Here is a 22606-nt window from a genome sequence, read left to right as displayed (position 1 = left end):
CAAAGCAGCAAAAAAATAATCAGGCATGAGCAGCGCAGAGGCCCTTTTATCCCGTGTATTCGGCTTCCAAAGTTTCCGCCCTGGACAGGCGGAGATTGTGGAGGCCGTGGCCAAAGGTGAAAACGTCCTCGCCATTATGCCGACAGGTGGGGGGAAATCCCTTTGCTTTCAGCTGCCAGCCTTGATGCGTGATGGCGTCACTTTGGTCATTTCGCCCCTGATTGCATTGATGCGAGACCAAGTGCGGGGCTTGCGCGAAGCAGGGATCAATGCAGGCGCGCTCACCTCAGGCAATACGGCCGAAGAAACCGATGCGGTCTGGGACAGTCTGTCCAAAGGCGAATTGAAACTTCTCTATATCGCGCCAGAACGCTTGGCCTCGGGCGGGATGGAGCGGGTATTGGCAAAATCGAATGTCAGCTTGATTGCCGTGGATGAGGCCCATTGTGTCAGCCAGTGGGGCCATGACTTTCGGCCTGATTATCTGAAAATTGGCGCGCTCAGGCGCAGCCTTGATGTGCCGCTTGCGGCCTTTACCGCGACAGCGGATGCCGAAACCCGTGCCGAGATTGTCACGCGGCTCTTTGATGGCCAAGCCCCACAAACTTTTTTACGCGGCTTTGACAGGCCAAATCTGAGCCTTGCCTTCGAGGTGAAAAATCAACCACGCCAACAAATCTTATCTTTTGCAGCAGCGCGCAAAGGACAGTCAGGCATTGTCTATTGTGGCACTCGCGCAAAGACAGAAACCTTGGCACAAGCCATGCGCGAGGCGGGGCACAATGCCTGCTATTATCATGGCGGGATGGAGGCCGAAGATCGGCGCATCGTTGAAAGCCGCTTTGCCAATGAGGATGGTTTGGTTGTGGTTGCCACTATCGCCTTTGGAATGGGGGTCGATAAACCTGATATCCGTTGGGTGGCCCATGCCGATCTGCCCAAATCCATTGAAGGCTATTACCAAGAAATCGGGCGCGCAGGTCGTGATGGCGCACCGGCGGACACGCTCACACTCTATGGCCCCGAAGATATCCGATTTCGCCGCACCCAAATTGACGAGGGGCTAGCCCCGCCAGACCGCAAAGCGGCAGATCACGCACGGCTGAACGCGCTTTTGGGTTTGGCCGAGGCAATTTCTTGCCGCAGGCAGGTCTTGCTGCGTTATTTCGGGGAAGATAGCGCGCCTTGCCAGAATTGCGATCTGTGCCAAACCCCGCCCGCGTTATTCGAAGGGGGCGAGGCCGTTCAAAAGGCGCTATCGGCCATTTTGCGCACAGGCGAAAGTTTCGGTGTTGGCCACCTAACCGATATTTTGGTCGGCAATCCCACCGAAAAAGTGCGTGAGCGCGGCCATGACAGTTTGCCCACATTTGGGGTCGGGCGCGAATTTGATACGCGCGGATGGTCAGCCGTTTTTCGGCAAATGATGGGCCATGATTTGGTGCGGCCCGACCCAACACGGATGGGGGCCTTGCGGATGACTGAGGCCGCGCGACCGATATTGCGCGGGGAACAGGGCATCACACTGCGCCGCGATACGGTGCAAAAAACAACGCGCCAACCGCAGGTCAAAACACTCGTTTCCGAGGATGATGCGCCCCTATTATCTGCCCTCAAGGCCAAGCGCCGTGCATTGGCCGAGGCGGGCGGCGTGCCACCCTATGTCATTTTCACCGACAAAACCCTGATCGAAATGGCGCAAACGCGGCCCCAAGACCTTGACGCTATGGCACGCATCTCAGGCGTAGGCGCGGTTAAACTGGAACGCTATGGCGCAGATTTTCTGGCCATCATTACAGGGGAAAGCAGCGCCAAACTGCATCCTGCACGCCGCAAATTGGCGGGGCAGGCAGGGGCTGATCTCTATGATCAATTGCTCGAATGTCAGGCGGGGCTCTATTACGGGGCAGATAACACCGAAAAACCCTTAAGTTGCACCGCTGCGCAAATCGCGAAAATTGCGCAAATGCGTCCTCGAGATACGCAGAGCCTGTCGCGAATTCTGGATGAAAAGCGTATCGCACGATTTGGTGACGCTTTTCTCGAAATTTTGCGCACGGGTGGATAATCACCGCGCCTAACCCTAAGTTAGGGTCAAGTTCTGGTTCAGGAGGTTTGATATGCTGGTCGTCATTTCCCCCGCAAAGCGTCTTGATTGGGCTGCGCAAGAGGCAGCCACAACCACACCTGCCTTTGCCGCGAACGCGCGCGAATTGGCGGCCGTGGCTAAGAAACTGAAACCCGCTGATCTGAAAAAGCTGATGTCCATCTCTGACGATTTGGCAAAGCTGAACCATGAGAGGTTCCAGAATTTTGAGGCCGAAACCGATCTGCGCCCCGCAATCTATGCTTTTGCAGGGGACACTTATACGGGACTAGAGGCGCAAAGCCTCTCTGACGATGGTTTGCGCTATGCCCAAGACCATTTGCGAATTTTATCGGGGCTTTATGGTGTTCTGCGCCCGCTGGACGCCATTGCGCCCTATCGCCTTGAGATGGGCAGCCGCATGAAAAACGCCAAAGGGGCCAACCTCTATGCCTATTGGGGCGATCGTTTGGCACAAGCCCTTAACGAGCAGGCACAAGCCACTGGTAGCGCGTATTTGGTTAACTGCGCCTCGGTCGAATATTTCGGCGCGGTGGATGAAAGCAGCCTCGCCCTGAAGGTCATCACCCCCGTTTTCATGGAGGACAAACCCGCAGGGCCAAAAATCGTGAGTTTTTTCGCGAAAAAGGCACGCGGTGCAATGGCGCGGTTTATCGTTGAAAACCGCATCACCGACCCTGAAGGCCTCAAGGATTTTGATCTTGGCGGCTATAAATTCGCGCCAGAGCTCAGCACAGCAGAAAAGCCGACTTTCCTGCGGGATGAGGCCGCTGCAAAGGCGGCTTAATCCGCGGGTTTGTTCTTTTCGAAATCCGCCAATTGCGCAGCGCTCGCATCGGATTGATACTGCGCTTTCCAATCGTCATAGGGCATTCCGTAAATTGCTTCGCGGGCCGTTTCTTTGTCGATGGAAAGACCCTGTTCCTCAGCCGCTTCTTGATACCACCGCGAGAGGCAATTGCGGCAGAACCCTGTCAGGTTCATCATATCAATATTCTGAACATCTTTGCGGCTATCAAGATGCGCCAACAGGCGGCGAAATGCGGCGGCTTCAAGTTCGGTGCGGGTCTGCTGATCCATTCTGCCCTCTCCTTTATCTTACACTAAACTTGGGCATTCCGAAGGGCTTGGTCAAGCAAAGGGGCCAATCGCACGGCCCATGCTTTTTGATCCTCAGGGCGTTCAATCAAATCATTGCGCAATTCAATCAACACATGGGGTCGCCCTGTCTGTAGGCCATGGCGATCCATTGCATCCCCACCCAAGGCCCCTGAATAGGGTTGGTTATCACCCACACAAAGATCCGCTTCGCCACGCAAGAGATCAAGCAGTGGCGCAGCTAAGCGCGTGTCTTGCGCATAGAGCACCCCAACCTGCCACGGGCGCAGGGCGCGACCGCGGAATTGCGGGGTGAAGGAATGCACCGCCAAAAGCACAGGATTGGGCCGTGCAGCAATCACTTGGGCCAAAGCGTTGTGATAGGGGCGGTGGAACTTCGCCAAGCGGCGCTCAACTTCAACCTCGTCCACATGGCGATTGGTCGGAATGATGGTTCCATCATACAGTTTCATCACCAAGGTCGGATCATCCTCGCCCCGATTGGGATCAATCACCAAACGTGAAAAAGTCGAGGCGACAACGGGCGCATCCATCAGCACACCCAAATGGCGCGCGACACCCAAAGCACCGACATCATAGGCGATATGGCGCGCCATATCTTCGGGCGCGATTTGAAGATCACCGCCGTTGACACAAGGCGGCACCGTATTGGACGCATGATCCACCGAAATTACCCAACGAGAGGGACGCATTTCCCCCTCGACTGTGACGGGCACAAAATCAGGATCCGATATTTGCAGGTTTGACTTAGCCATCGTCACGGAATGCTCACACTTGTTTGTCAGATTGGGGTTGAATATCAATCGAAGTGACAAAGGGCTAGGTCATCAATTCGAATTGAAGATAGATTGCTCTTATGCGCGCTTCGTCTATAAGAGGCGCAAGATGTGAGCGCTAACATTCGCGCAAAGCAGAACCAGACCAAGAGAGCGGCCAGAGGGGAAGATCGGATGAAACGGATGCGGAATGTGAAAATTGTTGCCACATTGGGGCCTGCCTCCAGTGACGAAGCGACAATTGAGGCGCTGTTCGAAGCAGGCGCGGATGTGTTCCGCCTTAATATGAGTCATGGCACGCAGGACGACATCGCCGCCCGCCATGCAATCATTCGCCGTATCGAAGAAAAAACCGGCCGCCCCATTGCAATCTTGGCCGATTTGCAAGGGCCAAAACTACGCTGCGGCGTGTTTGAGGGCGATGCCGCGCAAGATCTCGAAGAGGGGGCAGCCTTCCGTTTTGACCTCGACAAAACACCGGGTGACGCGACCCGCGTTTGTCTGCCCCATCCAGAAATTTTTGAAGCCTTGGAAGTTGGCGCGCATCTTTTGGTGAATGATGGCAAGCTTAAACTGCGTGTCACCAAATGCGGCAAGGATTTTGCCGATTGTGTCGCGCTCAATGCGGGCACAATTTCGAACCGCAAGGGCGTGAATGTGCCTGATGTGGTGCTGCCTTTGGCGGCGCTTTCGGCAAAAGACCGCAGTGATCTGGAATTCGCTTGCGAATTGGGGGTGGATTGGTTGGCGCTGTCCTTTGTGCAGCGTGCCGCTGACGTTGAAGAGGCCCGTGGATTGGCGAAGGGCCGTGCCGCGATCTTGTCGAAAATTGAAAAGCCCGCGGCCGTGAAGGCGTTTGATGAAATCCTTGCCGCTTCAGATGGCATCATGGTGGCCCGCGGTGATTTGGGCGTAGAATTGCCAGTGCAAAACGTGCCGCCCATCCAAAAACGTCTGGTGCGCAAATGCCGTTCTGCGGCCAAGCCCGTGATTGTGGCAACCCAGATGCTTGAATCCATGATCGAAAGCCCCGTGCCAACCCGCGCCGAAGTCTCGGATGTGGCAACTGCGATATATGAGGGTGCGGATGCTGTCATGCTCAGCGCTGAGTCAGCGGCGGGCCAATATCCAATTGAGGCCGTTCGCACGATGGACGCAGTCGCGCGCGAAGTGGAAAGTGATCAAACCTATCGCGAAGTTATTGACGCGTCCCGCCGTGTGAACCGCGCCAGTGTTGCGGATGCAATCGTGGTGGCCGCGCGGGAAATCGCCGAAACAACCAACATCAAAGCGATTTGCTGCTTCACCCAATCGGGCACCACCGCCGCCCTTGTGGCGCGCGAGCGGCCTTGCGTGCCCGTGATTGGCCTGACGCCCGTCTTACGGGTGGCGCGGCGGATGTGTTTGACATGGGGAACAACCTGCGTGCTGACCGAAAAGGTCGAGCGCTTCAAAGGCGCCGTCATCAGCGCCGCGCGCGCCGCGCGCGAAGGCGGCTTCGCCGAGGCTACGGATCAGATTGTGGTGACCGCAGGCGTGCCGTTTAACGTGCAAGGCACAACAAATATTCTGCGGGTCGCCCCTTGTGATGAACGGCTGATTTATTCTGCTGATCCTGAGTAACTGTGAATGCCCCTCGTGAACCTATTTTTGGTGACAGGGACACTCTGCGCAGGGCTTGGCGCGGTTGCGGTGATCTCAGCTTGGGCAAATCGCAAACGAAACGTCACCGCGGCGGGCGTTTTGGGGGCAGGGCTGGCGATGCTGATTGCGGTTTATACCCTCGGCGGTCTTCCCATCGGATGGGCGCCATTTGCAGCAAGTTTTGTTGAGGTGGCGGCACTTATACTCCGCTGAAGAGGGGTTGCGCTTTCACCGTTTTGGGGGTAAGCGGCGCTCTCCAACGGTGCGATCGGCCAAAAGTGGCATGCCGAATCGCGCTTGAACGTTGCCTAAGAAGGAGACGAAAATGCCCAAGATGAAGACGAAGTCGAGCGCCAAAAAGCGCTTCAAAATGACGGCGAGTGGCAAGGTCAAAGCTGGCCAAGCTGGCAAGCGCCACGGCATGATCAAGCGGACAACCAAGTTCATCCGCGACGCGCGCGGCACGACAACATTGTCGGCCCCTGACGCGAAGATCGTCAAAACCTACATGCCATACGCTCGTTAAGGAGGCGCTGAGATGTCCCGCACAAAAGGTGGTACCGTCACCCATCGCCGTCACAAGAAGGTTCTTGACGCGGCAAAAGGTTATTATGGCGCGCGTTCGCGCAACTTCCGCACTGCAACGCAGGCGGTCGATAAAGCCAACCAATACGCAACCCGCGACCGCAAGGCGCGTAAGCGTCAATTCCGCGCTTTGTGGATTCAGCGCATCAACGCTGCCGTGCGCAGCTTTGACGCCGATCTGAGCTATTCGCGCTTTATCAATGGTCTTGCAAAAGCAGGGATCGAAGTCGACCGCAAGGTTCTGGCTGATCTCGCTGTGCATGAGCCAGAAGCGTTTGGGGCGATTGTTGCACAGGCGAAAGCCGCGCTCTGATTTGCGCCAAAATTTGGTAAGTGAAACCCCTGCCAACGATTTGGCGGGGGTTTTTCTTTGCTGAACACGCAGCCAAAAGCCGTTGCCCCTGTTGCAGGCCTTGCATTTGAGGGTTCTTGTGATAGCTCAAGCGGCAATTCTACGGAGACAAACCCATGACCGCATTTGATGACCTGCGCCACCTTTGGCTTGATCGCATTGCTCAGGCTTCGGACGAAGCCTCACTTGAAGAGTTGCGTGTGGCTGCCCTTGGCAAAAAAGGTGAGATCAGCCTGAAGATGCGCGAACTAGGGCAGATGAGCGCCGAAGAGCGTCAGGTGGCAGGCCCCGCGCTGAACGCGCTGAAGGATGAGGTCAACAGCGCGCTTGTGGCGAAGAAAGCCGCGCTTGGCGATGCCGCACTAGATGAACGGCTGAAGGCAGAATGGCTAGATGTGACCCTGCCCGCCCGCCATCGCCGTCAGGGCAGCATCCACCCCGTGAGCCAAGTCACCGAAGAAGTCACCGCGATTTTCGCGGATATGGGTTTTGCCGTGGCAGAAGGCCCGCAGATTGAAACCGATTTCTACAATTTCGATGCGCTAAATATTCCAGGCCATCACCCTGCCCGCGCGGAAATGGACACATTCTACACCCACCGCGCCGAAGGGGATGACCGCCCGCCCCATGTGCTGCGCACGCATACAAGCCCCGTGCAAATCCGTTATATGGAGGCCAATGGCGCGCCTTGCCGCATCATTGCACCCGGTCGCGTCTATCGCGCCGATTACGACCAGACCCATACACCGATGTTCCATCAGGTCGAGGGCTTGGCGATTGATAAAGATATCTCCATGGCCAATCTGAAATGGGTTTTGGAGGAGTTCTTCTCGGCCTTTTTCGGCACATCGGTCAAAACCCGCTTCCGCGCCTCGCATTTCCCCTTCACCGAACCTTCCGCCGAGGTAGACATCCAATGCTCATGGGAAGGCGGCACGGTGAAAGTGGGCGAGGGCAATGACTGGCTTGAGGTGTTGGGGTCAGGCATGGTGCATCCAAAGGTGCTGCAAGCAGGCGGGATTGACCCCAATGAATGGCAAGGCTTTGCCTTCGGCATCGGGATCGACCGCTTGGCGATGCTGAAATACGGCATCCCGGATCTGCGCGCGTTTTTCGATTCAGACCTGCGCTGGCTGCGCCATTACGGCTTTGCAAGCTTGGATATGCCGAATTTGCATCGGGGGTGAGGGGGATCAACCCCAACACCTCGCCCGAATAACGCCGAGGGCGCCGGGCGAGCGCCTGCCCGCCCCATCGGGCTGGCGCTATGGCACCACCTTCGCGCGCTCGGGGGTCGTCCGATCTTGAAACGATAAAGTGCTGGATCAGCGCCACCCCGCGGGCAAGCGCGCGCCCTCATTCCACCCTTCCAATCACGCGCGCCGTGGTTTAATCGACATCCGACCGCTTAAACGGAGGCCCACGCCATGAAATTCACGCTGTCTTGGCTGAAAACCCATCTCGACACCACCGCTTCGGTTGAGGACATCGCCGATGCGCTGACCGATCTTGGGCTTGAGGTGGAGGGGGTCGAAAACCCCGCCGCGAAATTGGCAGGGTTTCGTCTGGGCCGCGTCACCCATGCCGAACAACACCCCGATGCGGATCGTCTGCGCGTCTGCACTGTGGCCACCGATGAGGGGGACAAGCAAATTGTCTGCGGTGCGCCAAATGCGCGTGCGGGCATCACTGTGGTTGTCGCGCGCCCAGGTGACTATGTCCCTGGCATTGATGTGACCCTTTCGGTCGGCAAAATCCGCGGGGTCGAAAGCCACGGTATGATGTGTTCCGAGCGGGAATTGGAGCTTTCGGACGAACATAACGGCATCATCGAATTGCCTTCGGGCGAGGTGGGTCAAAGCTTTGCCGATTGGTTGGCAGAGCATGATCCAGAAAAAATTGACCCTGTGATTGAAATTGCCATCACCCCGAACCGCCAAGATGCGCTTGGCGTGCGTGGCGTGGCGCGGGATTTGGCCGCACGCGGGCTTGGCACGTTGAAACCCTATGAGGTCGCCCCTGTCAAAGGCAGTTACCCCTGCCCGATCTCGGTGACGATTGACACCGATACGCTTGATGGCGCGCCGCATTTCACAGGCCGCGTGATCCGTGGCGTAAAGAACGGGCCATCGCCCGCGTGGTTGCAAGCGCAGCTCAAAGCCATCGGCCTGCGCCCCATTTCCGCCTTGGTCGATATCACCAATTTCTTCACCTATGACCAAAACCGACCCTTGCACGTTTTTGATGCCGATAAGGTCAAAGGCGGCTTGCGCGTTCACCGCGCCAAAGGCGGCGAAGAATTATTGGCCTTGGACGAGAAAACCTACCGCTTCGGCGCGGGCCATATGGTGATTTCCGATGACAATGGCCCCGAAAGCATCGCGGGCATCATGGGCGGTGAAGAAACGGGATGCACGGATGAGACCGTGAATGTGTTTCTTGAATCGGCTTGGTGGGATCCTGTTCAAATCGCCTATACAGGGCGTGATCTAAAAATCCATTCGGATGCGCGGTATCGCTTTGAGCGCGGGGTTGACCCTGAATTCACCCGTGACGGGCTTGAGGCGGCAACGCAGATGATCCTTGATCTGTGCGGGGGCGAAGCCTCGGATGTGGTTGAGGCGGGCGCGGCGCTTAAAATGGCGCGCAGCTACAGCTTGAACCCTGCGCGCGTGATCAGCCTTGTCGGTATGGACATCCCGCGCGAGGAACAGGTGCGCATCCTGACTGCGCTTGGTTTTTCAGCCAGCGGCAGTGGCGAGACGCTTGAGGTTTGGGTGCCCTCGTGGCGGCGCGATGTTCAAGGTGAGGCGGATTTGGTGGAAGAAGTGGCGCGTGTCGCCTCGCTCACCAAACTGGCGCCAAAGCCCTTGCCACGCCTTAGCACAGGCGTGACGCGCGCTGTCCTGACCCCAATGCAAAAACGTGAAGCCACAGGGCGGCGCACCCTCGCCGCTTTGGGGTATAATGAATGTGTCACCTATAGCTTTATTGATCAAAAATCTGCGGCGCTCTTTGGGGGTGGCACGGATGCGGTGCGTTTGGAAAATCCGATTTCTTCGGAAATGAGCCATATGCGTCCCGCGCTTTTGCCTGGCCTTTTGCAGGCAGCAGCCCGCAATCAGGCGCGCGGCATGACAGATTTGGCCTTGTTTGAACTGGGGGCCGCGTTCCATGGCGGCGAGCCAGAAGAACAGCATACGCAGGCCGCTGGTCTTTTAATTGGGCAAACTGGCCCGCGTGACCCGCATGGGGCACGCCGCGCTGTGGATGTATTTGATGCCAAAGCTGATGCTGAAGCCGCCCTTTCCGCCATGGGTGCGCCTGCGCGGATGCAAATCATGCGCAGCGATGATCCATGGTGGCATCCTGGGCGGCATGGGGTTCTGTGCCTTGGCCCCAAGAAAATCTTGGGCGTTTTTGGTGAAATTCACCCCAAAATCTTGCGCGAGATGGATGTGAAAGGTCCTGCGATGGGGTTTGTTCTTTACCCAGCTGAAATTCCATTGCCCAAAAATACCTCGGCCAGCCGTGGCGCTTTGGAAATCAGCGATCTGCAACCCGTAGAGCGCGATTTCGCCTTTGTCACCGATGTCACCACCGCTGCCCTTGATCTGGTCAATGCGGCCCTTGGTGCAGATAAGGCTTTGATCACCGATGTTAGCGTCTTTGACGAATTCATCGGCGGCTCACTTGGGGAAGGGCGCAAATCAATCGCGCTAACCGTTCGGATGCAACCGCGCGACAAAACATTGACCGAAGACGAAATCGAAGCCACTGCCGCCAAAATCATTGAAAAAGTGGGTAAGGCAACGGGGGCAACCTTGCGCGGTTAATCTGCGCCCGTTTCGCTGCAATGGCGGCGAAAGGCGGATTTTAGCAAATCAAATTCTGCGCGCAGCATGTCCAACTCAGCGCGCAGATCCCCCGCAATCTGCGGATCACAGACGACAGAAAACCGATCCAATACCGCCCCTGTCTCATGGCGGATGTCGACAATTTGCACCTGCGCCCCAATCAGACGTGCTGGCAGTTCAAGGCGCAGAACACAGGCGCGACCCGTGCCACGCGTGGCCGTTCCGGTGGCAACGACCTGCCCGTTCACAACAGCCTCAAAGCGCAATGCATCCTCGGTCATATGGGCAACTGTGGCCTCATAAACCCCATCTTTCAGGCTCAACCGCGCAAGCGTCAGTTCCGTCATGCTTTGATCCCTTACTCAAAGTTCGGCGCGCGGCATGCACACCACGAGAAAATCGCCCATCTGCAATAAGTTCATGCTGGGGCGCTCGAAAATCAGATCAATCCAGATTTTTTCGATCCGTTTGTCGTTTACTTTGGAATAGGCCATGTCGAATTCGGCACTGAGCCTGCCGTTGTGCCATTCCATTTTGCGCACCAATTGCTCGGAATTCGGGCCATGGATCACATTGACCCGCGCATAAAGGTCAATCGGGAAATCCATGCTGATGTCGAGCGAAACTTGAAGAATATCCGACAGCTTAACGCTTGTCGCCCGCGCACGGGGCACATCAAGCGCCATGGATAAAAACGATCCATCAAACCGAAAAACTTCTAAGGAAATGGCAAAAGGGGCGCTTGCGTGAGGATCATTGCGCGGGGTTTGGCGCAAAATAATCTCTGATTGCGTGCAATCATGAAAAATCTTGAGCCCCCCTTTAAGATCAAAGGGGCTTTGCACCGCAACTGTGGTCGCGGGTTCAATCGGTTGAAACAAGGCATCAGGGCGATACCCCCAATGCGCAATTTCAGGCAAACCCTCTTGGCGGTCTTTTCCAATGGCGCGGCGGCGTAAATCCTGATCAGCCAATCGCGCCAACGCCATCAGATCACTTGCATAGGCGATGGCCTCGGCGCGGCGCTTTTGCAAATCCGATAGGGACAGTTTGCCAAGCCGCGCTTTCAAAGCCGCGATATCAGCGTTGAATTTTATCCATCTGGCCTGCGAAAATGACGGCCTGCGCCAGAACCCCATCCCATTGCCCTCAAGCTTGGCCCGCCCCTCCCAGTCAGAGGGGGGCCTTTTTCCAGTTTAGCAAAGATAGAGATAAGGGGATTTTCTCTAATTGAAAAGCCTACGCAGCAATCCAACCGTATCAAGTGTGCGCACAACGGTGCGCGCGGCCCGTGCGGGTGACACGGTGCGGGTGGTTGGGCGGGTTGGCGCACTGCTTCCTGAACCATCGCCGCTTTGCGCGGTGGCTTGATCACTATCATACGGGCCATCGGGCAAGGGGGTTGGTTCCGCCTCGGCCAAAATCGCGGGCTGTAAACCTGTTTGATTATTGACCGTAGCGATTTGACCAGCAAAGGCGCGCAACGTCTCAAGGCTTTGCGCCTCGGTGAGGTTACTGTCTTCAAGCGCAAGAACACTGAGCGTGGCGATGCGATTGCCCACATCCATATAGACGCGCCAGTAATCTTCTTTCACACCCCGAATGCTGCTGGCCGAACTGTCGCGCGCATTCAAGAAGAACACATCGCCTTGGTGAAACATATCCAGAATTTCAACCGAATTCGGATCTTGGTCGCGGCTTAACAAGCCACGCCCTTGCTCGGAGGTGAAAAATGCAGCCATTGCAGGGATATTGCTGCGCAAACTGCCCTCTGGCCCTGCCTCGGAAATGGCGGCCGTCAGGATTGAAGGATGTTCTGGCTGTGGCAGGCGCGGTGAATTTCCAATAGCCGCGCAATTTCCCAAAAGCACAAAGGCGCTTATGCCGCGATCTTGGGTCGCCGCAGGATCTATGCAAAACCCATCAGGCCCAGTGACCACCAAGCGGTCACTGGTTACGGCAATTTCTGTATCCACATCTGGAAGGGGCCCCGCATAAGGCGCCCCACCGCCCGAGCAGCCGAAAAGAAAAAGGCCCGCACCCAAGAGGGTGCAGGCCTGAACGGATTTAGATGTCCATATAGACATGCTTCTCCTCTTTGCCGCCTGGATGCGTGACCGCCCCATAGCGCGCTGAACCCACCTGTTGCGCATATTTCCAAAGCGCGCCAGTGGCGTAGATTGTTGGCTTTGCGCCTTGCCAATCGGCGCGGCGGGCTTCCAATTCGGCGTCAGACAGATCAACGCTGATCTTCCCATTGATCGCGTCAATCGTGATCATATCCCCGTTTTTCAAGAGACCGATTGGCCCACCATGGGCGGCCTCTGGCCCAACGTGACCGACACAGAAACCACGGGTCGCACCCGAGAAGCGGCCATCGGTGATAAGCGCCACTTTCTTACCCATGCCCTGACCAGACAGGGCCGCCGTGGTTGCCAACATCTCACGCATACCTGGCCCGCCAGATGGGCCTTCATTGCGGATGACGATCACTTCGCCCTCTTTGTAATCACGGGTTTGAACAGCCACGAAAGCATCTTCTTCTGATTCAAACACGCGGGCAGGGCCTGTGAATACAAGCTGCTCTTTTGCCATACCCGCAACCTTTACGATGGCACCATCTGGGGCAAGATTCCCTTTGAGACCGACCACACCGCCTGTTGGCGATAGGGGTTTCTCGATGGGATAGATCACGCGACCATCTGCTTCGCGGGTGATGATGTCGATCTCTTCACCAATGCTGCGGCCTGTTACGGTCAAGCAATCCTCATGGATCAGACCTGCTTTCCGCAATTCTTTGAGAACGACAGGAACGCCGCCCGCCTCATACATATCTTTGGCCACATATTGGCCACCGGGTTTGAGGTCGACAAAGTATGGGGTGTCTTTGAAAATCTCGCAGACATCAAACAGATCGAAATCAATACCCGCCTCATGGGCGATGGCAGGCAAATGGAGGCCTGCATTGGTCGAGCCACCGGTGCAAGCCACAACGCGCGCCGCGTTCTCAAGGCTTTTGCGGGTCACGATATCGCGGGCGCGAATGTTCTTTTCGATAAGCTTCATCACAGCTTCACCCGAAGCCACGCCATATTGGTCGCGGGACTCATAAGGCGCGGGCGCACCTGCTGAATTGGGCAGGGCCAAACCGATGGCCTCAGATACACAGGCCATGGTGTTTGCCGTAAACTGACCGCCACAGGCGCCTGCCGAAGGACAGGCTACACGTTCCAAAATAGCGAGCTGTTCGTCAGAGTAATTGCCCGCCTGATGCTGACCCACCGCCTCAAAAACGTCTTGCACGGTTACATCTTTGCCATCCAACCGACCCGGCAGAATGGAGCCGCCATAGATAAACACCGATGGCACGTTAAGGCGCACCATGGCCATCATCATCCCGGGCAGGGATTTATCACAGCCCGCCAAACCCACCAGCGCGTCATAGCAATGCCCGCGCATGGTCAATTCAACAGTATCCGCAATCGCTTCACGCGAGGCCAAGGAGGAACGCATTCCCTCATGCCCCATCGCGATCCCATCGGTCACAGTGATGGTGGTAAATTCGCGCGGCGTGCCATTGGCGTGCTTTACACCCAATTTCACCGCCTGCGCCTGACGGCTGAGCGCAATGTTACAGGGCGCTGCTTCGTTCCAGCAGGTGGCGACACCCACAAAAGGCTGCGCGATTTCGTCCTCGGTCAAGCCCATCGCATAGTAATACGAGCGATGCGGTGCGCGCGCAGGCCCTTGCGTCACGTGACGGCTTGGCAGTTTGGACTTATCGAATTTGCTCTGCGACATGGCAGCCTCCCTTGGGGTCGATAGAAATGTTACACTCGGCATAAACTTTGGGCCCCTGCGGCACAAGCGCGATTGGAAAAAGACCCATGAAACCTAAGTTTCAGACTATAGATGGGCCATTTATGGGTTCAAGCGGAATGGGGATTTAAAGCGCTGATGCTTCGGGGATTTTTTGCACCACAAAATCAGCCCAATTTGATGGTCGAGGCCGCGCGGGCGCAACCTGCTTTGTGGCGGGTGATTGTGGGCATGGTCATCTGCCTTTTGACCTATGTCTTGGGGCTGTTGGCCTATTTCTATGCAATGTCGCATCTGATCGGCACAAAATTCGAAGCCGTATGGACGGCTGACCCGCAAACATCTGGCCCGAGCCTGACGCTGATCCTTCTGGGCAGTTTCGTGACAATGCTGGTTGGCCCGTTTTTTGTGGCATGGCTGCTGCATGATCGCAGCCCATGGTCACTGTTTGGCCCATTGCGCCAAATGCACCGACAGTTCTGGGTCGCGGTGGCGGTGTTTTCTGCCCTCGCGACACTCAGCGCGCTGATCCCTACCGATTTTGCGCTTGTGAGAAGTCTGGGCCTCAATCAATGGTTGCTTTTGCTGCCTCTCGCCCTTGGGCTGATTGCCATTCAGACAGGGGCTGAAGAACTTCTGTTTCGCGGCTATATTCAAAGCCAACTGGCCGCGCGGTTCAAATCCCCAATCATCTGGGCGGTTTTGCCGTCCGTTCTGTTTGGTCTTGCCCATTTTGCACCAGAAGAACATGGCGGCGCGGCGTGGTATCTTGTGTTGGCCACAGGCGTTTTCGGGCTTTGCGCTGCTGATTTGACCCATCGCTTTGGCACAATCGGGCCAGCGTGGGGATTTCACTTTGCGAATAATGTGATGGCAATGTTGGCTGTTTCGCTGCCTGGTGCTTTGGGGGGGCTTGCCCTGTATCATTTACCGATTGCGGCCAATGATGCCGAGGCGATGGTTCCCCTTATCTTGCGCGACATTGCTGTTACAATTGTGATTTGGCTTGGCATCCGTTTTGTCCTGATATGGCGCGAAAATGCCCATCGCTGATTGCAATCTGCCGCGCCATTGCCTATTGCGAGTGTAAGGATCGGCCAATGGAAAAGACCCAATGAACTGGATCACCAACTACGTCCGCCCAAGGATCAATTCGATGTTCTCGAAGCGCGATATGCCCGAGAACCTTTGGACGAAATGCGATGAATGCGGAACCATGCTGTTCCACCGTGAATTGAGCGACAATCTGAATGTCTGCACAAATTGCGATCATCATATGGTCATCACCCCGCGAGAGCGGTTCAATGCCTTGTTCGATGGCGGTATTTTCACCGAGGTCAAAGTGCCAAAGCCAATTGCAGACCCGCTGCAATTCCGCGATCAGAAACGCTATCCCGACCGCATGAAGGCGGCACAGAAATCCACGGGCGAAACCGATGCGATGCTTGTGGCCGAGGGTGAAATGGGGCGCACGCCCATCGTGGCCTGTGCGCAAGATTTCAGCTTCATGGGCGGCTCGATGGGGATGTATGTCGGCAATGCCATCATTGCTGCTGCCGAGCGCGCGATTAAATTAAAGCGCCCTCTGATCCTGTTCTCCGCCGCAGGTGGCGCGCGGATGCAAGAGGGTATCCTCAGCCTGATGCAAATGCCCCGCACCACAGTTGCGGTAAATATGCTCAAAGAGGCGAACCTGCCGTATATCGTGGTTCTGACCCATCCAACCACAGGGGGCGTAACCGCCTCTTATGCGATGCTCGGCGATGTGCAGATTGCCGAACCAAATGCGTTGATCTGCTTTGCTGGGCCACGGGTGATTGAGCAAACCATTCGTGAAAAGTTGCCCGAAGGGTTCCAGCGCGCCGAATATCTTTTGGATCACGGGATGCTTGACCGCGTGACCCATCGCACTGCGTTGCGCGATGAGTTGATTTCGATCCTTCGGATGCTGATGGGCATGGAACCCCCAGTCAAAGGGGATCTGCCCGCCCCAACTGAGGCTGCGCCAAACGCGGCGGAGGCAAAATAAAAGTGAGCACCCCCCGCTCGGATCTCTTATTGGAGCGCATGATGGCGCTTCACCCAAAGATCATAGACCTGACGCTAGATAGAATGTGGCGGATCTTGGCCGCCCTTGGTGATCCGCAACAGGCGTTGCCGCCTGTCATTCATATTGCGGGCACCAATGGCAAAGGGTCGACCCTCGCCTATATTCGCGCGGGGCTTGAGGCGGCAGGGAAAAGCGCACATGCCTATACATCACCGCATTTGGCACGGTTTCATGAACGCATTCGGTTGGCGGGAACGCTGATTGACGAAAACCATCTATCAGACATTCTTGATGAATGTTTGGCGGCCAATGGCCCAGATGCAATTACCTATTTCGAAATCACCACAGCCGCCGCGCTTTTGGCATTTGCCAGAAATCCTGCCGATTACACGCTGTTAGAGGTGGGTTTGGGCGGACGTTTGGATGCAACCAATGTCATTGACAGCCCTGCAGTGAGCGTGATCACCCCCGTTGATCTCGACCATCAACAATATCTTGGCGATACAATCGAGGATATCGCAGGCGAAAAGGCAGGCATTATCAAGCGCGGGTGTCCCGTAATTGTTGCCCCACAACAAGAGGCCGCACTGGAGGTGATCGAGGCACGCGCCGCGCGGCTTGGCGCGCCCATCTATGCCTATGGCCAACACTGGCATGTTACGACCGAAGCAGGGCGATTGATTTTCCAAGATGAAACAGGCCTTTTGGACTTGCCTCTGCCTGCCCTTGCGGGCCCGCATCAAATCCAAAATGCAGGCACGGCCCTTGCCGCAATGCGGGTGTTGGGTTTGGACGAGGCGGCCTGCGAGGGTGCCATGCGCAACGTCACTTGGCCCGCGCGTATGCAGCGCCTGCGCCACGGGCCGCTGTTTGACACTGCACCCGATGCTGAACTTTGGCTTGATGGGGGCCACAACCCCCATGCCGCGCTTGCCATTGCCGCCACGCTCAAAGGCTTGCCGCAACGTGAAACGCATTTGATTTGCGGCATGCTGAACACAAAAGACGTGACAGGCTTCATGGCCCCGCTTGCGCCCTTCGCATCATCGCTGCACGCTGTCTCAATTGACGGCCAAGCCGCAACACTGAGTGCCGAGGACACAAAGGCAGCCGCAACCCGTGCAGGTATAGCGGCCCAAACCGCACCAGATGTGATCAGCGCCTTGCGCGACATCTGCGCCACAACCCCGAATGCGCGGGTTTTGATCTGTGGTTCCCTTTACTTGGCGGGCGAAATTCTAAAAGAAAACGGTTAGGCTACTAGACAGCGCCTGCACTCTGGCCTAGCCCTGTTGCATGCTCGCGATATTCCTCAAAACACTTCCATTTTTTGCGCTGATCGGTGTGGGCTTCCTCGCCGCATATCGTGGGTTTTTCACGCAAAGCGCGACCGCCTATCTGACAAAATTCGTGTTTTACTTCGCGCTATCGGCCATGTTGTTTCGCTTTGCCTCGACCTTATCGCTTGGCGATATTTTCGATTGGAATTTCATCGGGGCCTATCTGTTTGGATGTTTCGCGATTTATGCGCTTGCGACTGTCGTTGCCTTGATCCGCAAGCGGCCCGCTTCGGAAGCGGCAATTGAAGCACAATGTGCCGTGATCGGAAATACAGGTTTCTTGGGCGTGCCGATGTTGGTGGTTTTGATGGGGCCTGCGGCGGCGGGCCCTGTCTTGATGATCTTGGCCACTGATTTGATCGTTTTCTCAAGCTTGATCGTGATCATCATCACGGCAAGCCGCGATGGCCGCATGAGCCTGACTATTTTCCGCTCAATCGCGATTGGGTTGATTAAAAATCCGATGATTGTGTCTATGGTCGCGGGGCTATCCGTCTCGGCCGCGGGGCTAAGCCTTCCCGCACCTGTGGATGAATTCATGGCACTATTGGGCGCGGCGGCGACCCCATGTGCGCTCTTCGCAATAGGGGCGTCATTGGCAGGCAAATCAACTGAGCGGGCTTCGGTCGCGCTTTGGCTGTCCTTCGCCAAGCTGATCTTACACCCTGCCGCAGTCGCCATTGGTGCGCTTATAATTTTCGAGGTTGATCCCTATGCCGCGGCAGTGATGATCGCGGCCTCCTCGCTGCCTGTCGCAGGAAATATCTATATGCTGGCGCAGCATTACAACGTGGCCCCGCAACGGGTGTCTGCCTCGATTCTGATGTCGACCGCTATTTCCATCCTCACCGTGTCACTTGTGATCGGATGGCTGTCTCAAATGGCGGGCCTCAGCCTGCCTTGATCGCGAAAGGTTTGATCATGTCCAAGATTGAAGCGGTGATTTTTGACATCGGCAATGTGCTGATTGAATGGCAGCCTGAGCGGTTCTACGACCGCACCATCGGGGAAGCGCGCCGCCGCGAAATGTTTGCCACTGTGGATTTGCACGGCATGAATGACCGCGTGGATTTAGGTGAAGGGTTCCGCGATATCATCTATGAAACGGCAGAAGCCTATCCTGAGTTTCGCGCGGAAATTCGGATGTGGCATGATCACTGGTTGGAATTGGCAAACCCTGTGATTGATCACTCCGTGATGCTCTTGCGCCGCCTTCGTGCCAAGAATGTGCCCGTCTTCGCATTGACCAATTTCGGGATCGAGAGCTTTGCCTATGCGCAAGAGCATTTCGATTTTCTGAACGAATTCGACCACGCCTATGTCTCTGGCCATATGGGGGTGATCAAACCCAATCCAACAATTTATCAAATGGTCGAGGATCATTGCAAAATCGCGCCAGAGGCGCTTTTGTTTGCAGATGACCGCCCTGACAACATCACCGCGGCCGAGGCGCGCGGATGGAATGCGCATCTGTTTACAGCGCCACACAGATGGGCCGAAGTCTTGGTCGACCATGGCCTTCTAACCAAGGATGAAGCAGGACTATGACACAAACCCCCTTCCAAATCATCGGGCCTGAGGCCGAAGCCAAGCTTGATTGGCTCAAACTTGGCGCGGCGTTGGAGGCGGGGCATATGCTACCGCGTGCGGAGATTTCGGATAGTTTCCTCTATCGCGGCAAGGACACGTTGCTTAATCGTGCCGCATGGATAGACGGGCTTGGCCTCTTGGTGAAATCGGCCACAATCTTTCCTGAGAACGCCGCGCAAAATTTGCCCGCTGTGAATGGCGGTGCAGCGCTTTATGGCGATAAGAATGGCCTTCTTGAGGCTTTGGTCGATTTCCATCTTTTGACCAAATATAAGACCGCAGGCGATAGCCTATTCGCCGCGATGAAACTGGCGCGACCCGAGAGTAAAACCATTTTGATCGTTGGCGCAGGCACAGTTGGCCGGTCGTTGCGCGCGGCTTATGGCGCGGGGTTTCCTGAGGCGCGCTTCTTGATCTGGAACCGCAATATAGCGCGGGCCGAGGCCCTTGCCCGTGATTTCTCCAATACGGATGTCGCCGAAAGCCTAGCGGATGCCGTGCAGCAGGCCGATATTGTCACCTGTGCAACCATGGTGACAGAGCCCATCTTGCAAGGTGAATGGCTGAAGGCGGGACAGCATATTGACCTCATCGGGGCCTATCGCCCCGATATGCGCGAGGCGGATGATGCTGCGCTCAAAAAGGCGCGCATCTTTGTCGACAGCCGTGCTACCACGATTGAACATATTGGCGAATTAAAACGCCCCATCGCGGCGGGGGTGATCACAGCAGATGATGTTGTGGCCGATTATTACGACATCGCCTCTGGCGCCTTTGCGCGGGGCAATGACGCAGAAATCACGCTGTTCAAGAACGGCGGCGGCGCACATCTTGACCTCATGACCGCCGCCTATATCCGTGACGCGGTGAAAGGTTAGGCGGCCAACGCCCGCTCGCGCAGGGGGCTTTCTTTCACGGGCAAATGGACGATGGCCGAAAGCAGCCCCACGCCAACACCCACCCACCAAACCGTGGTGTAGGTGCCATGCAGGTCATACATCCAACCGCCAAGCCAAACCCCGATGAAGCTGCCCAATTGATGGCTAAAGAACACGATACCATAAAGCGTGCCCATATAGCGCAGCCCATAAATATATCCCACAAGTCCTGAGGTCAGCGGCACTGTGGCCAACCACAACGCGCCCATCGTAACCGAAAACACAATCACCGTCAGGGGCGTGATGGGCAACAAAATGAACGCGGCCGCAATAATGGTGCGGCCAAAATAGATGCCCGCAAGCAGGTATTTCTTAGAATAGCGTTTGCCCAAATAGCCCGCCAAAATCGTGCCACCAATATTGGCCAAGCCAATCAGCGAGATCGACACAGCCCCAAGCGCGGACGTGGTCGTGATGCCCAAAGAATGTAGGAAAGATCCAGGCTCAATCGGGCCGCAAAGTTCGGTCACAAAGGCGGGAAAATGCGCGGTGACAAAGGCAAGCTGATACCCACAGGAAAAGAAGCCGATAAAAATCAGACTGAAAGAGGGATCGCGAAACGCTTTGCCCAAAATCGCGCTCATGCTTTCTTCAAGTTCTGCCTTGGATAGGGGCGCAGGCGCGCGCAGCATGGGAAGGAATAAAAGCGCGGCCAAAATTGCCGCTGCAAAGATCAAAAAGACGCTTTGCCATGGCATCACCGTCAACAGCGCCTCTGCCACAGGCGCACCAAAGACCTGACCTGCAGAGCCCGCCGCAGTGGCAATCCCAAGCGCGAGTGAGCGATGCTCATCCGATGCGGCGCGGCCCACAATCGCCAAGATCACGCCAAAGCCCGTGCCCGCAACGCCAAAGCCCACAAGAATTTCCAAAAGCTGATGCGCGCCGGGCGTGATTGCATAAGCCGAAAAGACCAAACCCGCCGCATACATCAAAGCGCCGATGATAATGGCTTTGCGATCCCCAAACTTCTCGGCAATCGCGCCAAAAATCGGCTGCCCCACGCCCCAAGCAAGGTTTTGAATGGCAATGGCCAAAGAAAATTCGGCGCGCAGCCAACCGAATTCGTCCGCTATGGGAATTTGAAAAACCCCAAAACTTGCCCGAATGGCAAAGCTGATCATAATGATAAAACAGCCCCCGATGAGGACGGGGGTGAAAATCGAATTGCGCTGCATCTTCATTTGTCCTGTCAAAGGCCGCAGGCCTGTCACGCTGCGACAGAGATTGCGCCGCAAGCCCAAGAGCGTCAATGCTGATTGCGCATGCAATCCCTCTGGCCAGAGGGGCCAGAGATGTCCTAAGAGGCGCTTATGTCGCAACATTTAACCGCCATATACGACACCCGCGTCAGCGAAGGCTTACTGCGCGCAGACCCCGCACAACGCGAGGTTTTGCATCGGTTTGAATCCTTGCGCGAAACGCTTGAGGCGCGGCCAAAATCAGGGCTTCTTGCGCGTTTTTTTCAGGAAAAACCACAATCTGGCCAACATAGTCGCGGATTTTATGTCTGGGGCGGGGTTGGGCGCGGCAAATCCATGATTATGGATTTGTTCTTTGCGCACACGGCGATTAACGGGAAACGCCGCGTCCATTTTCACGCCTTTATGCAAGAAATCCAATCAGCCCTGCACGAGGCGCGTAAAACAGGCACAGATGATGCGTTGAAACCCGTGGCCGAGGCGATTTCAAAAGACCTGCGCCTGCTGTGTTTTGATGAGATGCAAATCACCGATATCACCGATGCCATGATTGTAGGCCGCCTCTTTGAGGCATTGTTCAAGGCAGGGGTGAGCATCGTCACCACCTCCAATCGCCCGCCAAAAGATTTGTATAAGGACGGGTTGAACCGACAGCTATTTGTGCCGTTCATCACGCTTTTAGAGCAGGAATTAGAGGTGATTGAAATGCAATCACCCACCGATTACCGCCAAGACAGATTGTCAGGCGAAACCACCTATTTCACACCCATCACCGCCGCCACGCGGCAAAGCCTTGATAAGATTTGGCACGATCTGACCCATGGGCAGGAAGAACCCCTCGATTTAGAGATCAAAGGCCGCCATGTCGTCATCCCGCATTATTGGGCGGGCATGGCCCGCGCCGATTTCTGGGAGCTGTGCGGCAAACCTTTAGGCGCGGGTGATTATTTGGCGCTCACTGGGGCGGTGAAACTGCTGATGTTGGAAAACGTCCCGCGTCTTGGCATCGACAATTTCAACGAGGCAAAACGCTTTGTCACCCTCATTGATGCGCTTTACGAGGCAGGTATCCGCGTGATCTTATCTGCCGATGATGTGCCAGAACATCTTTACGCCGAGGGCACGGGCAGTTTCGAATTTGAACGCACCGCCAGCCGCCTGCGCGAGATGCAATCGGCGGATTGGGGCCAATAGATCGCGGCAAGGCTTGCAAAAACTGAACTGATC

General features: G+C 56.1%; 22 protein-coding genes. 15 read left to right on the top strand and 7 right to left on the bottom strand.

The window, feature by feature from the left end; all coding sequences use genetic code 11:
• Positions 1 to 25: 25 nt before the first annotated feature.
• Both recQ and yaaA read left to right on the top strand, forming a co-directional pair.
• The gene (gene recQ / locus RYZ18_RS12325) at positions 26 to 2068 is read left to right on the top strand and encodes a DNA helicase RecQ (protein ID WP_317657156.1); all 2043 of its coding nucleotides are present in this window, start codon (positions 26 to 28) and stop codon (positions 2066 to 2068) included.
• Positions 2069 to 2120: 52 nt separating this feature from the next.
• On the top strand, positions 2121 to 2894 hold the full coding sequence (gene yaaA, locus RYZ18_RS12320; protein WP_317657155.1) for a peroxide stress protein YaaA: 774 nt from the start codon (positions 2121 to 2123) through the stop codon (positions 2892 to 2894).
• Here yaaA and RYZ18_RS12315 read toward each other — a convergent pair.
• Together RYZ18_RS12315 and RYZ18_RS12310 are read right to left on the bottom strand one after the other, a co-directional pair.
• Entirely contained in the window at positions 2891 to 3187 is a 297-nt protein-coding gene (locus RYZ18_RS12315; RefSeq protein WP_317657154.1) for a DUF1244 domain-containing protein, read from the bottom strand. The genes yaaA and RYZ18_RS12315 overlap by 4 nt on opposite strands.
• Positions 3188 to 3210: 23 nt before the next feature.
• Positions 3211 to 3981 (bottom strand): N-formylglutamate amidohydrolase, encoded by a 771-nt coding sequence (locus RYZ18_RS12310; protein WP_317657153.1) that lies wholly within the window; start codon positions 3979 to 3981, stop codon positions 3211 to 3213.
• 195 nt (positions 3982 to 4176) lie between these two features.
• On the opposite strand from RYZ18_RS12310, the gene pyk reads away from it, so the two are divergent.
• The 6 genes from pyk (at position 4177) to pheT (ending at position 10419) form a co-directional block, all read left to right on the top strand.
• A complete protein-coding gene (pyk, locus tag RYZ18_RS12305; protein WP_317657152.1) occupies positions 4177 to 5625 on the top strand; it encodes a pyruvate kinase in 1449 nt (482 codons plus the stop codon).
• 15 nt (positions 5626 to 5640) lie between these two features.
• On the top strand, positions 5641 to 5859 hold the full coding sequence (locus RYZ18_RS12300) for a hypothetical protein (protein WP_317657151.1): 219 nt from the start codon (positions 5641 to 5643) through the stop codon (positions 5857 to 5859).
• A 112-nt stretch (positions 5860 to 5971) separates the two neighbouring features.
• Positions 5972 to 6172 carry a 50S ribosomal protein L35 gene (rpmI, locus tag RYZ18_RS12295; protein ID WP_317657150.1) on the top strand — a complete coding sequence of 67 codons (201 nt, stop codon included), beginning with the start codon at positions 5972 to 5974 and terminating at the stop codon, positions 6170 to 6172.
• Between the two features lie 12 nt (positions 6173 to 6184).
• Positions 6185 to 6544, top strand: coding sequence for a 50S ribosomal protein L20 (gene rplT, locus RYZ18_RS12290; protein WP_317657149.1), 360 nt, complete (start codon positions 6185 to 6187; stop codon positions 6542 to 6544).
• 155 nt (positions 6545 to 6699) lie between these two features.
• Positions 6700 to 7770 (top strand): phenylalanine--tRNA ligase subunit alpha, encoded by a 1071-nt coding sequence (gene pheS, locus RYZ18_RS12285; RefSeq protein WP_317657148.1) that lies wholly within the window; start codon positions 6700 to 6702, stop codon positions 7768 to 7770.
• 240 nt (positions 7771 to 8010) lie between these two features.
• Positions 8011 to 10419 carry a phenylalanine--tRNA ligase subunit beta gene (gene pheT / locus RYZ18_RS12280; protein ID WP_317657147.1) on the top strand — a complete coding sequence of 803 codons (2409 nt, stop codon included), beginning with the start codon at positions 8011 to 8013 and terminating at the stop codon, positions 10417 to 10419.
• On the opposite strand, the gene RYZ18_RS12275 is transcribed toward pheT, so the two are convergent.
• From RYZ18_RS12275 to ilvD, 4 genes are all read right to left on the bottom strand, one after another.
• Complete coding sequence (locus tag RYZ18_RS12275) at positions 10416 to 10787, bottom strand: hypothetical protein (protein WP_317657146.1); 372 nt, start codon at positions 10785 to 10787, stop codon at positions 10416 to 10418. The genes pheT and RYZ18_RS12275 overlap by 4 nt on opposite strands.
• A 15-nt stretch (positions 10788 to 10802) precedes the next feature.
• Positions 10803 to 11579, bottom strand: coding sequence for a DUF6478 family protein (locus RYZ18_RS12270; protein WP_317657145.1), 777 nt, complete (start codon positions 11577 to 11579; stop codon positions 10803 to 10805).
• Between the two features lie 87 nt (positions 11580 to 11666).
• A complete protein-coding gene (locus RYZ18_RS12265) occupies positions 11667 to 12527 on the bottom strand; it encodes a hypothetical protein (RefSeq protein ID WP_317657144.1) in 861 nt (286 codons plus the stop codon).
• Complete coding sequence (gene ilvD, locus RYZ18_RS12260; RefSeq protein WP_317657143.1) at positions 12508 to 14241, bottom strand: dihydroxy-acid dehydratase; 1734 nt, start codon at positions 14239 to 14241, stop codon at positions 12508 to 12510. The genes RYZ18_RS12265 and ilvD overlap by 20 nt, the downstream gene beginning before the upstream one ends.
• Positions 14242 to 14397: 156 nt before the next feature.
• Between ilvD and RYZ18_RS12255 the strand changes: the two genes are divergently transcribed.
• The 6 genes from RYZ18_RS12255 to RYZ18_RS12230 all read left to right on the top strand — a co-directional run bounded on the left by RYZ18_RS12255 (position 14398) and on the right by RYZ18_RS12230 (position 20117).
• Positions 14398 to 15312 (top strand): CPBP family intramembrane glutamic endopeptidase, encoded by a 915-nt coding sequence (locus RYZ18_RS12255; protein ID WP_317657142.1) that lies wholly within the window; start codon positions 14398 to 14400, stop codon positions 15310 to 15312.
• Positions 15313 to 15373: 61 nt separating this feature from the next.
• Positions 15374 to 16288: an acetyl-CoA carboxylase, carboxyltransferase subunit beta gene (accD, locus tag RYZ18_RS12250; protein WP_317657141.1), complete on the top strand. Its 915-nt coding sequence runs from the start codon at positions 15374 to 15376 to the stop codon at positions 16286 to 16288.
• A gap of 2 nt (positions 16289 to 16290) precedes the next feature.
• Positions 16291 to 17565: a folylpolyglutamate synthase/dihydrofolate synthase family protein gene (locus RYZ18_RS12245; protein WP_317657139.1), complete on the top strand. Its 1275-nt coding sequence runs from the start codon at positions 16291 to 16293 to the stop codon at positions 17563 to 17565.
• Between the two features lie 40 nt (positions 17566 to 17605).
• On the top strand, positions 17606 to 18553 hold the full coding sequence (locus RYZ18_RS12240) for an AEC family transporter (protein WP_317657137.1): 948 nt from the start codon (positions 17606 to 17608) through the stop codon (positions 18551 to 18553).
• Between the two features lie 17 nt (positions 18554 to 18570).
• Positions 18571 to 19197 carry an HAD family hydrolase gene (locus tag RYZ18_RS12235; RefSeq protein WP_317657136.1) on the top strand — a complete coding sequence of 209 codons (627 nt, stop codon included), beginning with the start codon at positions 18571 to 18573 and terminating at the stop codon, positions 19195 to 19197.
• Positions 19194 to 20117 carry an NAD(P)-binding domain-containing protein gene (locus RYZ18_RS12230; RefSeq protein ID WP_317657135.1) on the top strand — a complete coding sequence of 308 codons (924 nt, stop codon included), beginning with the start codon at positions 19194 to 19196 and terminating at the stop codon, positions 20115 to 20117. Before RYZ18_RS12235 ends, RYZ18_RS12230 begins: the two co-directional genes overlap by 4 nt.
• On the opposite strand, the gene RYZ18_RS12225 is transcribed toward RYZ18_RS12230, so the two are convergent.
• Positions 20114 to 21355 (bottom strand): MFS transporter, encoded by a 1242-nt coding sequence (locus RYZ18_RS12225; protein ID WP_317657305.1) that lies wholly within the window; start codon positions 21353 to 21355, stop codon positions 20114 to 20116. The genes RYZ18_RS12230 and RYZ18_RS12225 overlap by 4 nt on opposite strands.
• Positions 21356 to 21490: 135 nt before the next feature.
• On the opposite strand from RYZ18_RS12225, the gene zapE reads away from it, so the two are divergent.
• Positions 21491 to 22573, top strand: coding sequence for a cell division protein ZapE (gene zapE / locus RYZ18_RS12220; RefSeq protein ID WP_317657134.1), 1083 nt, complete (start codon positions 21491 to 21493; stop codon positions 22571 to 22573).
• Positions 22574 to 22606 lie beyond the last annotated feature (33 nt).

This window comes from Roseovarius sp. 10, assembly GCF_033100315.1.
Lineage (GTDB): Bacteria > Pseudomonadota > Alphaproteobacteria > Rhodobacterales > Rhodobacteraceae > M30B80.
The sequence above is the reverse complement of the archived record's forward strand: the minus strand, read 5'-3'. Positions and strand labels throughout refer to the sequence as shown.